Source organism: Streptomyces sp. NBC_01216 (assembly GCF_035994945.1).
GTDB lineage: Bacteria > Actinomycetota > Actinomycetes > Streptomycetales > Streptomycetaceae > Streptomyces.
This window is the reverse complement of the sequence record NZ_CP108677.1, coordinates 7056497-7071959: the sequence shown is the minus strand read 5'-3', so window position 1 is coordinate 7071959 and position 15463 is coordinate 7056497. Positions and strand designations below refer to the sequence as shown.

The following is a 15463-nucleotide window of genomic DNA, read 5'->3' as shown; positions in this document are numbered from 1 at the left end:
CTCGGGCGTCAGGGGCGGCGCTTCTTCGAACCCCGGGGAACGCGGTTGAGTTCGCGCCGCACCCACTGGAATCCGGGGCTCAGTTCCAGGGCGCGTTCCAGATCGGCCCGGGCCTCCGCGTAGCGTTGCGCGCTCCGGTGCACGCGGCCACGGACGCCCAACGCGAAGGCGTGCTCGGGCTCCAGACGCAGCGCGTGATTCAAGTCGGTCAACGCTTCCTCCAGTCGCCCCCGCTCACGGTGGAGCTCACCGCGGCTGCTCAGCGCGAAGACGTTGTCGGGCTCCAGACGCAGGGCACCGTCGAAGTCCGCGACGGCTTCCTCATACCGCCCGACCATACGGTGACTCTCCCCCCGACGCGTCAGCGCGAAGACGTTGTCGCGCTCCAGACGCAGGGCACCGTCGAAGTCCGCGACGGCTTCCTCATACCGCCCGACCATACGGTGACTCTCCCCCCGACGCGTCAGCGCGAAGACGTTGTCGCGCTCCAGACGCAGGGCACCGTCGAAGTCCGCGACGGCTTCCTCATACCGCCCGACCATACGGTGACTCTCCCCCCGACGCGTCAGCGCGAAGACGTTGTCGCGCTCCAGACGCAGGGCACCGTCGAAGTCCGCGACGGCTTCCTCATACCGCCCGGCCAGGTGGTGCACGTCTGCGCGACCGCGCAGGGCGAAGGCGTTGTCGGGCTCCAGTCTCAGGGCGTGGTCGAGGTCCGCCAGTGCCGGCTCGAGGCGCCCGTCGACTCGGTGGATCTCACCGCGAGCGGCCAATGCCTCGGCGTTCTCGGGAGCGAGGTGAAGGACCCGGTCGAGGTCGGCGAGGGCCTGCTCCCTCTGGTTGTTCGAGTAGAGGACCGTGGCGCGTCCGATCAGCGCCTCCTGGTTGTCGGGGTCGGCTTCCAGGGCGCGCGCGTAGCCGCTCAGCGCCTTCTCGTCCTCCCCCGCGCAACGGTGCAGGGTCGCCGCGACGAGGACGAGCTCCAGTGCGGCGTGGGGGCTGTTCGCGAGCACGTGGTCGATGTCGGCGGCGGCGTCACCCGGGCGCTGCGCGGAGAGTCGGGTGCTGGAGCGGCGCAGGCGCGCCATCGTGTCGTCGGGGGCGAGCTCCACGGCCCGGTCGGCGGCGGCCAGCGCCTCTTCCAGGCGCCCGGCGGCGGCGTGCTTCTCCGCGAGCAGGACCAGTGTCGTGACGGAGTCCGACGGCGGAGCGGCAGGAGGTACTCGGGGGCCGGGGCCGGGGAGGGCGGCGATGTCCAGGAGGTCCTGGTCGTGGGTGGCCGACCGGAGGGCGATCACCTCCGCGGGCAGGTGTTCGTAGACGCAGAGCGCGGTCCCCGGCTGCAGCCGGCGTACCGGGCGGCGGTTGAGGGCGTGCACGGGTTCGCCGGTGAGGAGGTCCCGGACGAGCTGTCCGGTGCGCGGGTCCCGGTTGCCGGGCAGAATGAGCATCGCCGAGTGGTTGTTGATGATGCTCTGTGCTCGCTGGGCCCCGTACAGCGCCTCGACCTGGGCCACGTCGTGGAAAACCGTGACCAGCTGGATCTCGGTACCGGCGGCCGTGGTGGCGAGGGTGTCGAGATTCTCGATCTTCGCGATGTTGCCCGCCTCGTCGAGCAGCAGAAGCAGTCGGGTCCGTTCTCCCGCCTCGTGGCGCCGATACGCCTCATTGATCACTCGCCGGATGAGTGCGGTGAAGATCGGGGCCATCAGCTCCTGCTGTTCGGGCGGCGCACACAGGTAGAGCGTGTTGGCTGCGCCGTTGAAGAAGTCGTCGACCTGGAAGCCGGACACCGAACGGGCCCGGACCTCGGCCGAGTCATAGGCGCGCAGGAGGGTGCCGGCTGTCGCGTAGACGCTGGAGAGGGTGACGTCGGCCAGCTGCCGCATCCCCTGGAAGGTCCGGATGGCCTCAGCGCTTCCGGCGACGCTGAGGCGTGCCCGGACCTCCGCGGAGTCCATCGACTTCACCCACTGGCTGACCTTCTCCATGGTCTGTCCGGTGGCTCCGGCCGCGAACGTGAGGGACTGGAGGAGCTGTTCGGCCATCGTCGTCCAGAACTGGTCGTTCAGTCGCCTGTTGTCGCCGGTGAGCTGTGCCGTCTCCGCGAGTGACCGGGCGGTGGCGACCGCGCCGTCCCAGGTGTCGCACACCTCCAACGGGTTCCAGGTCGTGGTCGGTTCGCCGTGGGTGTGCAGGCGGCCGGTCGGTTCGAACACCGAGATGTCGCCCATGCCGCGGCGGCGGGTGGCGGTGCCGGCCAGGACATCTGTGCGGACCGAGGTGACGAGGGCGGGTCCGTCCCACTCCAGGAGGGAGGGAATCACCACGCCGGTGGTCTTGCGGCTACGCTGTGGCCCCAGGACCAGCACCGGACGAAAGGGCGCGGCTGCCACCAACTTGCCGCCGCGCCGTCCGAGGACGATACGCCACCGGGCGTTGTGCGGCGTGGCCTCCGTCTCGGCTCCGGACACGGCCTCGGACGGGGCCGCGGTCATCGCGTCAGACGCGGGGTCCAGGGTCAGGGAATCAAGCGAAGGAGCGTCGGCGACCCCCGGCATCGCCGTTCCGGTGCCGATCTCCGCCCGGCACTCCTCGGTCCACACGCTCAGCAGCATCAGGTCCGCCTCGTCCTCCCTGGTGTGCCGGAACGTGCCGTAGACACGGCTGCTCTCCCGGAACGACTCCAGGGCGTCGGCGAAGCGGCGCATCTCCCGGAGCCACTGGCCACGTGCGGCGAGAACCCTGGCCAGTAGTCTGCGCGTGTCCGGGGTGTCGTGCTCCTCGGCGTCACGGCGTACGATCCGCACCGCTTCGTCCCCCGCCGCGCGGGCGGCCTCCTCCTGGCCACAGCAGACCAGGCCGACCATGTTGACGAGGTGCGCGCCGAGGAGATCGGGCAGCCAGGTACCGGAGCGCTCGGCCAGAGACTCGTAGTCGGCCACCGCCTCGCGTGCGGCCTCGGCTCCCTCCGCGTGTCGGCCGGCGTCGATGAGCACCACGGAGCGAGCGGTGCGTAACCTGGCGAGCAGAGGAAGCGCCGATTCGGCGCCCAGTCGCTCGAAGCGCTGGACCGCCTGTTCCAGAGAAGCGACGGCTTCGCCGGTGCGACCCGCCGTGGACAGGATCGAGGCCGAGGTGAGCGCGGCCACCGCGGTCCAGGGGTAGTACTGTTTCGGCCTCACTCGGTAGAGGGCGGCCACGTCCCGCTCCGCGCGCTGGGCGAGCCGGGCCGCACGGCCCAGGTCGCCCTGGGCGGCGGTCAGCTCGGCGCGCATCAAGGCCGTGATGGTGGGATAGAACTCGTAGATATCCGGGTATTCCTCGCGGAGGCCGACGAAGAGCCGATGGGCCTCTTCCACCGTCTGGAGTCCGTCGTCGGGCTCCAGGACCATGGCGACCTGCAAGCGCACGGTCCCCCGCGTGAGGCGGGACTGTTCGTGACCGGGGTCGGGCAACCGGTCCGCCAGTTCGAGAGCCGAGCGGGCCAGGTCGCGCGCGGCCGGCAGGCCGTCGGGGGAGGCACCGAGGACAAGGGACAAGGCGGCTTGAGCGGCTGCCAGTTCGCGGGGCGCCGCCTCGTCGGGAAGCTCGCTCAGCAGAGCTTCGGCGGTGGACATCGCCTGCTCGGCCGCCTCGGTGTCGCCGCCGGCGAGCTGCACCTGGCACTGCAGCAGAAGGGCCGTGGCTCGGCGCTGGGGACCCAGCTCCGCGACTGCCTGGACGAGTTCGACTGCCGTCCCCAGCGCACCGGTGTGATCGGCAGCGCTCAACTCCGCCAGCAACAGGCTGACCAGCGCCTCCGTGTACTGCTCCTGATGGACCGCGGGTTCCCTCTCCGCGGCGCCGCGGGCGATGCCGACCGCGTCTCGGGCGGCACTGATCGCCCACTCGTGGTTGCCGGTCTCCAGGCGGGCCAGAGCACTGGTGCTGAGAATCCGGCCGAGCTGGGGGCTGGTGCTGAAGTCCGGGGTGCGGGAGAGGACCGAGGTCGCCTCATCGAGCAACCCGAACGCGGCGTCGGGCCGGTTGAGGCGTACCAGGGCCTGGCTCGCGGCGGAGAGCAACCGCACGGCCCGGCCTTCGTCGCCCTGCGCCTGCCAGTGCGCGGCGGCCTGCCGGTAGAGAATGGCAGCCAAGGGCTGCACGGCGCTGCTGGTGGAGAACTCCGGGTGCCGCTCCTCGGCACGGGCAGCCGCGGAGGGAACGTCGGTGATGGCGAGGGCGGCGGCGAGACGAGCGGGCAGCAGCCGCTCGTCCGGCGTCCCGGTCCGGGCCGCCGCTTCGTCGGCCTGCACCACCAGGTCGGGCAGCACCTCGTCCAGGCGGTCGCGGATCGCCACGGCTACCGCGGATCGCACGGCCGGGAACGGGGAGTCACCCATGCGCAGCAGCACTTCGAGCATGCGGGAGCGCTGGGCGGGCGCTGCGGCCCGGCGGAAGACCTCGGGCAACGGCCCGGCCAGGAGCAGCCGTGTCGCAACGAGGTACTCGCCCAGGAGGTCCGGCTCGACCAGGGGCACCACCGCGGAACCCGGGTAGATCCCCTGCACGGCGTTGAGGACACGCGTGCGCCGGTCTGCTGAGGTGTCGGCCAGTTCCGGCACCGCCCGCAGAAGCTCCAGGGCGTCAAGGCGCGTATCGGCCCCGGCCAGGGTGGTGACGGCCATCAGGTCGTGCAGCGTCTCAAGACCGAGCCCGAGTCCTTCGGTGGCGGGAGCCCAGAAGTGCCGTGCCTCCCGGTGGACGACGGCGGCCAGAACACCTTCGGCGCCGGGCGTCCGCACGGGCGTCTGCGGGTCGTCGTCCTCTGCGTCGGGGCCTGCGGCCTCGCCCAGGACGTCGAGCAGGGCGCGGGCGTGCACCAGCAACGGGGTCGTGCAACTGTCCAACGCAGGGGAGGCGTCGACGGCTGCGGAGGCCGGGAGCTCGACCCGCTGCTGCGCCGGTGCGTGCAGGCGCCGGTACGCGGCGGCCGCCGCCGTGTAGTGCGCGCTGCGCAGTTCCGGTGTGAGATCACCGTCGTCCAGAGTGATGTCCACATCCGGTTTCAGCATGCCGAGCCCGAGCTGGGCGTCGAGGTGACGGCGGAACGTCTCGCCGTCCCGGGCGAGTACCAGCAGCCTGACATCGGCGCCCCGGGCTCGGCAGTCGTCGAGGACGGTGGCGACGAACTCCGCGCGGTAGTCGACGTAGTCGAAGACCAGTAGTGCCCGAGCACCGAGCTCGGTGAGCTCGGCCATCCCGGACGTCCCTGCCGTCCCGGTGATCTCCGTGGCCGTACCGGCCACCAGCCCCGCCTCGAGGGCCAGGCGGCACACCTCCGCTGCCAGCCGGGACTTGCCGCTACCGCCGGCGCCCGAGACCAGCGCGTACCCGACGCTTCCGGAACCCGCCGGGTGGCCCGAGCTCGTGTCGCCGGTGCACCACCGCGCGAGCTCCGCCAGTCCGCGGTCGGAGCCGGTGAAGGGTACGACGCGGTATCGCGCCCGCAGGGGCAGGGCGGTGGAACGCTGAAGCATCGCGCGTTCCTGTTCCCCCAGGCTCTGAAACGGGGGATCGACCCGGATGCGGGTGTCACCGATGGCGAAGGAGACCAGGCTGCTGGCGGGGCGGAGCCGGCTCCCGGACCAGGCGTCGGGCAGGATTCCGTCGAAGGCGGGGTCGTCGCGGATCTCGGTCACCGCGAGGGCCTCCAGCCGAGAACCGCCGAAGCCCTGATGGTGTTCCACGACCATGCCGACCAGCGACCCACCGAGGGTAAGGACCGGTGCGCCCGAGTGTCCCGCCCACGGGGACGGTGCCGCATCCGTCTCGGCCGTACCGGGTCGGGCGGCGGGGACGCCGGGAGGGGTCGCCGAATCGATGTTCAGGGAGAGCGCGCCACGCCGGGCGGTGGTCCCCTGGGCCGTCAGCCCGCGCACCACCTCGATGTCCCGCTCCTCCCCCTCCCGCTGGACACGTGGGAATCCGGGAGCGTGGAACGGCAGAGGCTGGTCGATGTCCAGATGGACGACCCATGGGGGGACGTCGCTCGGTTCACCGTGCCCGGCTGCGAAGAGCAGTAGCGCCGCGTCCGTCGCCTCTCCGCCGAGCACGACAGCGGTCGGCGAGAACCAGTCCTCGGGGCCGGTGTCCGGCGCCCTGCGCAGGCGGATCTCGTGCGGCTTGTCGCACGAGTCGACGACCACGTGGGCGGCGGTCAGCACGACGCCCGCGCTCACCACATACCCGGTGCCCCGTGAGAGCGCGGTCCCCGCACCACAGGTGATCTCAACCAGCCGACGGTCACGCGCCGTCATCAGGCTCCTCCCTCCTCGGCCGGGTCGCGCACCGAGGCAGAAGACCGGTCGGTGCCGGGATCGGCGTCCGCCCGGTACGGGACCGGGTCAGAGGTGAGCCGCCGCCAGGGCCGGCCCCAGGCGTCGGTGAACAGCAGCGAGAACTCCCTGTCCCCCTGGGAGGAGCCGTCGTGGGTGTTCAGTGGGAAGGCGAGGTTGAGCAGCTGACCCGGATCGAGCACATCCGCGCCCCGCTGCTCGAGGTCCGGATCGTCGCGGCCCGCGGCGAGAGGGGTGACCTGCAGGTCGTAGATGATCTCACTGCTGAGATTCCTGACGACGACCATGGCGATCCCCCCGACGCCGGAGGACGCCTCCCCCGCGAAGACTTCGCCCTTGCTGAACCCGACCCTCCGGGCCTGCGCGGACGCGTCCTGTTCGCGTCGCGAGCGGAACTCCTCGGTGATCGCCTCAAGGCTGCGGGACAGCGCCGTCAAGGACTCGGCACCCGCCACCACCGCGTCGCCCGCCTTCCGGAGCCGGTCCACGGTCGCGGCCGACGTCCGCCGGGCCCGGCGTAGCGCACGGTACAGAAGGACGACGGCGACGACGGCCATCGCCGCCAAGATGATCGACCCCGCCTGACTCCATGACCACGCTGCCCACAGTCGCAGCGAACTCACCGCCCCCCGGCTCGACGCCTCGGTGTGTCCTCGATCACCATGCAAGCACAACGACGCCTCCTGCGTACGGGGTTGTCATCGATTGCTCACGGGGTCCGCGACAAGCGGGCCGGGACACACCAGACGTTCCGTCACAGCGGAACGAGCCCACGAGGGGTGACGGTCAGTGCAGGAGGGTGCGGTGGCGGAGGAGGTCGAAGCCCGCACGGCCGGGCGTCTGCCTCGTGATCCGTCTGGCGCGGGTGCCGACGCCGATGCCATCGGTCCGCCCGTGGTGGTGCGGGAGGAGCCCACCGGCCTGAGCCTGGGCCACCGGCTCGGCGACCCGCCCGTCATCCACGGCGCCCGCCCACTCACAGCGCCCCCCGGCCTGGATGCCGGTCATCAACGGTTCCTTTCAGCACAAGAGTTGAACAGCTCACCCGGGAGTTGCTCACGGTGGGCCCCGACGGTCCTGACCCGGACCACCGCGTCACCAGACCGAGCGTCGACTCCGCGTCACCCACGGATGTGGACCTGGGTGCCGGGGATGTGGCTCGGTACAGTCGCGCCCGCCGGGAAGCGCCCCCGGCCGTGAGGGGGAGTTCGTGGGTGTCTTCGGCACACCCCTGGTCGCCGCGGCGACGACGCTGCGGCCGGCGGTGGCCGGGACGAGGCCGGTGAATCGAAGCGCTGGTGGTGCCGGCCCTTGCGGTCGAACGTCTGGATGACTGCCCCGGTATTGGTGGACGCGCCGCGGATGAACAGGCACTGCCGGCTGCGGGACTCCCTGATCTCGTGGATGGCCGCGTCGTACGGGGGCGAGGTGTAGCGCACGTTCGCGTTGGCGCCGGCGTGCGCCACGGCCGGGACGAGCAGCGTGAAGAGCGCGACCAACGAGGCCACGAAACCATGTCTGCGCAGCCGGCGGACGGTGCTTCCGGTGCTTCGATCCACGATTCCTCCGGTCCAGGGATGCTGTTGACGCGCCCGGGACCAACGAGATCGACTGGGCGCCCACAGTCACCCGTTCGGGGGGCTTGCGCGGTGACCGCGCCCCCGGCCAACCCGGCCTGCACCGCCCCGAGTCCGCAGGGGGCGCATTCAGCTAGAAGATCAATTCGAGTGCGCCCCCACGGGTGACCTGCCCGCTTCAGTGATCTTGGATTGTTAGCGTCGCCGTCGTGTCTCAGTCGCTGTCTTCCGGCCTGGAGCCGGACTCCTTCGTCCTTCCTTCGCCGCGCCAGGCCGAGGAATCGTTTCGACCTGTGCTGCTGGACCCGTCGCGGCCTGCCGACGCCCAGGCTCTGTCGGCGCTGCGTGGCTCGACCGTCCTGCGCGAGGTGCACGGCCGCATCGAGGACCAGGTCGCCGAACTCGTGCGTTGTCGGGCACCTGGCGAGAGCTTCGGCCCCCAGGACCTTGACCGGGAGGTCGAGCAGGTCGTATCGGGCCGGCCGGACACGTACGGCAGGTGGGCCTGGTACCCCTGGTCCGGGCGCCTGGTCCACGTGCTGCCCGAGGCGGAGTTCCGCCTGGTCCGCACCGACCGCAACCGCGACAAGATCACCCGTGCGCAGCAACAATGCCTGTTGCGGCGCCGGATCGGCGTCATCGGCCTGTCGGTGGGCAGCAGCGCCGCTCTGGCCTGCGCCATGGAAGGCGTCGGCGGTGCCTTCCGGCTGGCGGACTTCGACTGCCTCAGCCTGTCGAACCTGAACCGGCTCCGTGCCGGCGTGCACGAACTCGGCCTGGAGAAAAGCGTGTTGTGCGCCCGGCGCATGTACGAGCTCGATCCCTACCTGGACATCGAGGTCCACCGGGGAGGAGTGAACGAGGAGAACGTCGGGGACTTCTTCGGCGACCGGGCCCACGGCCTGGACCTGCTCGTCGAGGAGTGCGACACCCCGTGGGTGAAGGTCGCCGCACGCGAGCACGCGCGCCGCCTGCGGGTCCCCGTCCTGATGGACACCAACGACCGTGGCGTACTCGACATCGAGCGCTTCGACCTCGAAGAGGACCGCCCACTCTTCCACGGCCGCATCGGGGCGACGACAGCCGCCGACGTCGCGGGCCTGGACCGGGAGGAGGCCATCCGCTTCCTGCTCAGGGTCGTCGACGAACAGCGGCTGAGCCCCGCCATGAGCGACGCCCTCACCCGTGTCGGCCACACCCTCTCCAGCTGGCCGCAGCTGGCCAGCGGCGTCATGCTCGGCGCCGCCCTCATCACCGACACCGCCCGCCGCATCCTGCTCGGCGAAGCTCTGCCCTCGGGCCGCCACTCCATCGACCTCGAGAGGCTTGTCCCCACCATGCCTGTCGTGCCCGCACCGCACGGAGCCACCCTGTGAACCGCATCCCCGAACTCCGAGGCGACCACCTGCGACTGCGGGAACTACACGCAGGCGACCACGACGTCTTCGCCCGGATCCTCACCCACCGCGTCCTCACCCGCTACCTGGGCGTCGACCGCATGGCCGCCGCCCAGGCCCACGACACCTTCGCCCAGAACCTCGCCCAGCCCCACACCCACCCGCGCCGCAGGTACACCCTCGCCGTCTGCGCCCCGGACGACGACACCCTCATCGGCACCATGGGACTTCTCGTCGAGGACTACGGCAGCAACGCCATGCTCACCAGCCTGGTCCTCTTGCCGGGCGCCTCCGTGAGCGGCCACGGGCACGAGGCAGGCCGCCTGCTGATGGCGTACGGCTTCGGGCACCTGGGCCTGCACCGCATCTGGGCCGGCCACCGCAGCGACCACCACCGCATGGCCCAGGTGATGCACGCCGCCGGCCTGCGTCCCGAAGCCACGCTCCGCCAGCTTTTCCGCACCCAGGGCTGCTGGCACGATGTCACCACCTACGCCGCCGTAGCCCCCGAGTGGAAACGCCAGGCCACCGAGACCGAACGGGCCATTCTCGACGGCGCGCCCCGGCCCGAGCGCGTCTGAGTCCTCGCCGTCACCCGGGACCGGAAGACGATCGCCCGTTCGCGTCGGTTGGTGAGGCGGCCGGCGACGCTCCCCCGCCGGTGGATGTCGGCCTCACCTGCTGCGCGGTGACCGGGACGCCGCACGGCTCTGACGGTCCCTGGCGGGAGGATGCCTGGTCATCGGAACAAGAGACGACAGTGACGAAGCGTACGTCGTCGGCCTGCGCCACCGGGTCCTCGGCGAAGCAGCGCTGACGCAGCAGACGTGCGACGGGCTGCCGGGGAACCCGAGGTGAGCGGCCGGCCGGCGAAGTCGCCGGTCGACGCCTGCTGCCCGGGCCACCGGCTCGTGGTCGACTACCGCGAACTCCACCACGACCGGCCGACGCCGCACTTCGACAAGCCGGACCGGATGACCGTGAGCGGGGGCCGTCCGTATCACGACGCGGGCAGCCGCCCGGCAGCATGGCCGTCGGCGCTCTCTTGCGCACCGAGCTCTCTTGCACACCCGAGCTCTGCCGCGGAGAGCTCCATGTCACGCCGCGTCGCTTCGGGATAACGGAGCCGTCCACGGACGGATCACCGCCGGACTGGTGACATTCCGGCGGTGCCTGGCGGAAATCGGATGTTCCCTGTCCTAGCGTCCCGAGCGGGCCGCGGTCCGTGGCAGTGCACACCGCGCAACGGAAGGACACAGGATGGGACGTCGGCTTCTGGCACGGGTTCTGTCGTCTGCTGTCGTCGGACTGAACCTCCTCGTTCTGGCCGCGTGCGGCGTCGAGCGATCCACCGACGTCTCGTCCCCCGGAAGGGACCGGGTCAGGGCACCGCGCGAGTTCAGCGGCATCGCCTGGCTCGCCACCGAGCGCGGGTTCACCGGCCCCCGGGGCGACGCGGAGCCGCGAGAGGTCTTCCTGGTCTGCCACGACGCGAGGGACAACGACGCCGAACGCGACCTGCCTCGCCTCGCGATCGTACGGACACCCGTCGACCCCGACGGGATCGCCGTCGAAGAGCTTCGCGTGGACTTTCCCAGTCTGCCGAACGACCTCGAAAGCATCGCCCGGCTGCCCGGCCGCAACGAAGCGCTGCTGGTGGAGAGCGCCGCCGACGGCAGTGACCCCGACCCCACCATCTATCTCGCACGGTGGAACAGGAGCCTCCACATCGAGATCGCCGGCTCGGTACCGTGGCCGAGGACACCCGAGCCGCTCACCAACGTCGAGGCGACGGCCGTCGCGACGGTCGGCGGGCAAGACTACTTCGTGTACGCCGAGCGGGCGCAGGGAAGCGACACCACGCGCATCAACATGACGCGCCTGACGGTCAGCGGGCGCGGTGAGATCACGTTCGGCGGGAAATGGGTGTCAGTCTCCTTCACCGCGCCCGAGCCGCCGGGCGCGCGCCCTGCCTCGGGCCTCGACATCGACACGAAGGGCAATCTCTACCTCTCGTCCGCGTACGACCCCGGTGACCTCGGTCCCTTCGACAGCGCCGTGTACCGCGCGGCCACGGTTCAGCGGGGCGGGCCCCTCGGCGCGAGACTTCTTCCGGTCGAACCTCCGCAGATGCTCGCCCGGAGCTCGGGGCTCAAGGTCGAAGGCGTCGCGTTGGTCTCCGGCTCATTTCCGATCTTCATCAGTGACGACGACGAGGACTACGGCGGCCTGTTGCGGCAGCTCCGAGTGACGGAGCCGGGTGACTGAACCGGCATCGGACGGCTTGTGGGTGCGACGCGACGGAGCGGTGGAAGCGGTCCGCGCGGGAGGGGCATCAGCGCCGCCTGGTGCCCGCCTCGCGCTGGTCACGACACGGACAGGCGGAGGTTCCCGGACCAGGTCTCGCACCGGACCCGGCCGGAGTCGAAGGTGACCTCCCGCACGAGGCGGCCGGTGTCCGGGTCCGCTTCTGCGCGTACTGCCCTGACCGTCCCGCCCACATGAACCGCGAACGGGGTCCCACCGTGGACCGGCATCACCTCGACGCGGCCGGACTAACTCCGCTGCCTCGCCTCCCTCTCCGGGGACCGATGTCTCCACGATCAGGCACCAGTCCGACCCCTGCACGGGGAGCCCCGGTCCGGGCCGCTGGATGTGTGGCTGACCGATGCCGAGGGGGCCACCCCCACCCTCGTGACGGCCGGCCGCGACCGTACCCGCGGCGTCCGGGTGCGGCGGTATTGACGGGGAGGGAGTCGGGCGCCGGCCACCACGGGACGGCTCACTGTGATCCGGGTACGGCTCCGGGAGCGGCCGGGTCGGGCCGCTCCCGGAGCAAACCTTCGCAATCTCGCCCGTGACACCGCCGCAATCTGGGAGGATTCCGACCATGCACAACAACAAGGCTCAACTGTCCGGACCCGACGACAGCGCATCCTTCGGTGTCCTGTACAAGCGGGCCGCCGAGGAACCGAGCGACCTCCTCGGAGAGGTGTCCGCCATGATCCACGACGGCATGCACAACCCCCGGGACTCAGTGGATATGGCATGCGCGGCGGCCGGGACCACCGAGGCCGTGATGACGGCCCTGTCGAGTCCCTGGGCCCTCTACACCCCGCAGGACGCCGCGACGGTCGCATCGGTGCTCTTCGTCCAGCTGCAGCGGACAGCGGACGCGCTCCAGGCAACCGGGCAGGCAGTCGAGCGGATCGCCGACCGCGGGGAGACACCGATGCCCGCTCCGGCCGGTGCCGGGCAACCGGCGAACCTCGCCGACGCGCTCGCCTCGCTACGCTCGGTGCGCGAACAGATCCACGGTCTGATCGCCCGTCACGCCCCTCCCGCCGTACGCGCCCTGTACGAAGCCCCGACCTCGGCACCGGTGACTCCCAACGCCCATGAGACCCTGACAGCGGTAGCGGCGCTGCTCAGCGAGCGGCTCGACGAGACGGTGACACTGAACCGACGCCATGAGGACGGCGAGTACGCCCCCTCGTCCGACGCAGGGTGCGGGTGCGGCTGTGACGTCACCATCCTGGCCAACGCCGAGGAGTACAGCTTCTACCGCGGCGACTCGCGATGGATGGTCGTCAGGGAGTCGGACGGCGTGGAGCAGTCGGACGGGTACATGTTCTACGGCACCCAGGAGGCCCTGAGCACGATCTGGCAGGAGGCCCACCCGCTGCAGCTCGCCAACGACGTCCTACGGATCATCACGGACGACCGCCTCACCCTGAAGAACGGACAGGGCACGCCGAGCGGCGTCACGGCCGAACGGGCCTGAACTGAAGCCGGACCGACCGCCGGTGCATCGTCACGCGGTGGGAACACCGCGGCCCAGGCCCTGCCTTCCGCACCCCTCGAGCATCCGGTGGGCTCGCGCAGAGGATGAACGGCGCGCAGCGGCGCTGTCAGCCGGCATCACGTGGCGTCAGCGAGATGGGCGAAGACGACCAGGTTGTCCTTGTAGTCGCGGACCTTCTTGTCGTAGACGCCGGCACAGGTGATGAGGCGGATGAGCGGCCGGTCTGTATCGGCGTAGACGCGGTCGTTCGGAAAGTCCTCCTTCGAGAAGGTCTCAAGGGTGTCGACGGCGAAGGTGGCGGTGCGGCCGTCGGCGCGGCGGATGTCGAAGCGGTCACCGGGGGTGAGTCTGCTGAGTCCGGCGAACACCGCGGCGGACGTCTTGGTGTCGACGTGGCCCGCGACGATGGCTGTACCGATCTCTCCGGGGCTCGGTCCGTCGGCGTGCCATCCGACGAGATTGGTGTCGTTCGGCGGAGGGGCGTCGAGGTGGCCTCCTTCGCCGATCGCCAGGTCGGTGAACGGAGCGTCCACGCCGATCCGCGGGATCACGATCCGCACGGGTGCCGACCTCGACAGGGAAAGCGGTCGCTTCGCAGGCTGCGTGGTCGGGCTCGGAACCGCGGGGGGTACACGGGCATACGCCGTCCCCTGCCCTGGGGCCGTCTCCTCCTGTGGCAGTCTCCCGAGCAGCAGGACGGCGACGGCCCCCAGAGCCAGGGTCCACAGGAAGATCGCGATCCTTCGTCGACGACCACGCTTCTCGCCGTGGAAGTCCGGTTCCGAGGCCATGTGCCACCTCCGCATAGCAAGTCACCGTCGATAGGCGTACGTGGCGCCCGCCGCCCCATGACGCGGTGGCCGCCAACCGGACGGCGGCCACCGCCTGCCCCTGCTCACCGCAGGGGATTCCTCTCGGGCCTGGGCTCAGGCGGCCACGCCGGCCCGCCGGCGGCGCAGCATGTAGGCGCCGGCTCCGAGCCCGCCGAGGAGCAGCACGCTCGCGCCGGCCAGGCTGGTGCCGGAGTCGGCGAGACCGCCACCGCCGGTGTGCATGCCGCCACGGGGCTTGTCGTGCTCCTTCTTGTCGGCGGCGGACGATTCGCTCTTGTCGTGGTCCTTGTTCCAGTCCGCGTCGTTCACGAGCGAGAGCGCACCACCACCGGTGTGGACACCACCGTGCGGCTTGCCATGCTCCTTGGAGTACTTGCCGCCCTTGTCGTGGTCCTTGTCCCACTCGTCGCCGGACACCAGACCCAGCGCACCACCACCGGTGTGGACACCACCGTGCGGCTTGCCATGCTCCTTGGAGTACTTGCCGCCCTTGTCGTGGTCCTTGTCCCACTCGTCGCCGGACACCAGACCCAGCGCACCACCACCGGTGTGGACACCACCGTGCGGCTTGCCATGCTCCTTGGAGTGCTTCCCGCCCTTGTCGTGGTCCTTGGAGTGGGTCGAGTCGTCCTTGTCCCAGTCGGCGTATGTGGCGGCGGTCGCCGTGGAACCGCCGACCGTGAGCGCAGCCGTCGCGATGGCTGCGGCGAGAAGAATGCGGGCAGAGCGCATGATGCTTCCTTCCGTCGCCAGCGGCGTCAGCTGACCGTCCGTCGGCTATTTCCCTACGCGGTGGCGACTGCACCACCGTCAGATCCCGCACGCGGTCGCGCCACCGGGGAGCCGGACTCGCAGGGCTCAATGAGTGACACCTGCCCGACCGTCATCCGTTGGGCGGCACGCCACGCCGAGGGCATGTTTGACGGGCCGGCGGATGCGTGCGTGCTCCCGCTTCGACGGACGCTTTCCGTGGGAACAACTGATTCCGGAGACGACGGGCGCCGCTGCTCTGTCTGACGGCGGCCAGAAGGTGGGGCTTCCTCCCCAGGTCTTCCTGCCCCTCCCGACCGCGGCTGTGAAGTGCTTGACGCTTCCCCGAACCCTGGCCGGTCCGGAGTACCTGTTCAGCATCATGCCGCTGCTCATGGCGCACCGCGGCGCCGAGCGTGTCCACCACCGCGGGAACCGCGGCCGGGTAGCCCAGCGGGGCCGGGGCGGCGGGGATCGCCTCGGCGCTCATCCGGCTCCACGGCCGGGAAGCGTCGGTCCGCCGCCTGCGGTCGCCGAGCCGGTGGAGCAACCGGTCCGCCGCCTGTGGCGGATACTCCGCCCCGGGATCGCGCGCCACGCACCGACGTCGCTGTCGAGCGCCGTCTTCTTGGGCGGACTCGGCGGAGGCGTTCTGGCTGGTTCTTCCTGATCGACCGCGCCTGCGCCTCGGAGCGCGGCGACGGCTGCTGATCGTCGATGGAAGACGATCGCGGGATTGCCGATCGTTCGGGGCGGGCAG

The 15463-nt window shown here is 70.8% G+C and carries 10 protein-coding genes; 4 read left to right on the top strand and 6 right to left on the bottom strand.

Annotated features, from left to right (window positions below; translation table 11 throughout):
* Positions 1 to 8: 8 nt before the first annotated feature.
* From OG393_RS32155 to OG393_RS32140, 4 genes are all read right to left on the bottom strand, one after another.
* A complete protein-coding gene (locus OG393_RS32155) occupies positions 9 to 6302 on the bottom strand; it encodes a type IV secretory system conjugative DNA transfer family protein (protein ID WP_327378222.1) in 6294 nt (2097 codons plus the stop codon).
* The gene (locus OG393_RS32150) at positions 6302 to 6898 is read right to left on the bottom strand and encodes a hypothetical protein (RefSeq protein WP_327378221.1); all 597 of its coding nucleotides are present in this window, start codon (positions 6896 to 6898) and stop codon (positions 6302 to 6304) included. Before OG393_RS32150 ends, OG393_RS32155 begins: the two co-directional genes overlap by 1 nt.
* A gap of 229 nt (positions 6899 to 7127) precedes the next feature.
* Entirely contained in the window at positions 7128 to 7349 is a 222-nt protein-coding gene (locus tag OG393_RS32145; RefSeq protein WP_327378631.1) for a hypothetical protein, read from the bottom strand.
* A 113-nt stretch (positions 7350 to 7462) separates the two neighbouring features.
* Positions 7463 to 7900, bottom strand: a complete 438-nt coding sequence (locus tag OG393_RS32140; protein ID WP_327378220.1) for a hypothetical protein — start codon at positions 7898 to 7900, stop codon at positions 7463 to 7465.
* Between the two features lie 227 nt (positions 7901 to 8127).
* Between OG393_RS32140 and OG393_RS32135 the strand changes: the two genes are divergently transcribed.
* The 4 genes from OG393_RS32135 to OG393_RS32120 all read left to right on the top strand — a co-directional run bounded on the left by OG393_RS32135 (position 8128) and on the right by OG393_RS32120 (position 13099).
* A complete protein-coding gene (locus tag OG393_RS32135; RefSeq protein ID WP_327378219.1) occupies positions 8128 to 9294 on the top strand; it encodes a ThiF family adenylyltransferase in 1167 nt (388 codons plus the stop codon).
* Positions 9291 to 9896 (top strand): GNAT family N-acetyltransferase, encoded by a 606-nt coding sequence (locus OG393_RS32130; RefSeq protein ID WP_327378218.1) that lies wholly within the window; start codon positions 9291 to 9293, stop codon positions 9894 to 9896. The genes OG393_RS32135 and OG393_RS32130 overlap by 4 nt, the downstream gene beginning before the upstream one ends.
* Before the next feature lie 679 nt (positions 9897 to 10575).
* Positions 10576 to 11583, top strand: coding sequence for a hypothetical protein (locus OG393_RS32125; RefSeq protein WP_327378217.1), 1008 nt, complete (start codon positions 10576 to 10578; stop codon positions 11581 to 11583).
* Between the two features lie 622 nt (positions 11584 to 12205).
* Positions 12206 to 13099 carry a hypothetical protein gene (locus OG393_RS32120; RefSeq protein WP_327378216.1) on the top strand — a complete coding sequence of 298 codons (894 nt, stop codon included), beginning with the start codon at positions 12206 to 12208 and terminating at the stop codon, positions 13097 to 13099.
* A gap of 137 nt (positions 13100 to 13236) precedes the next feature.
* Here OG393_RS32120 and OG393_RS32115 read toward each other — a convergent pair whose 3' ends face one another.
* Both OG393_RS32115 and OG393_RS32110 read right to left on the bottom strand, forming a co-directional pair.
* Positions 13237 to 13911 (bottom strand): class F sortase, encoded by a 675-nt coding sequence (locus OG393_RS32115; protein ID WP_327378215.1) that lies wholly within the window; start codon positions 13909 to 13911, stop codon positions 13237 to 13239.
* A gap of 135 nt (positions 13912 to 14046) precedes the next feature.
* The gene (locus OG393_RS32110) at positions 14047 to 14685 is read right to left on the bottom strand and encodes a hypothetical protein (protein ID WP_327378214.1); all 639 of its coding nucleotides are present in this window, start codon (positions 14683 to 14685) and stop codon (positions 14047 to 14049) included.
* Between the last annotated feature and the right edge of the window lie 778 nt (positions 14686 to 15463).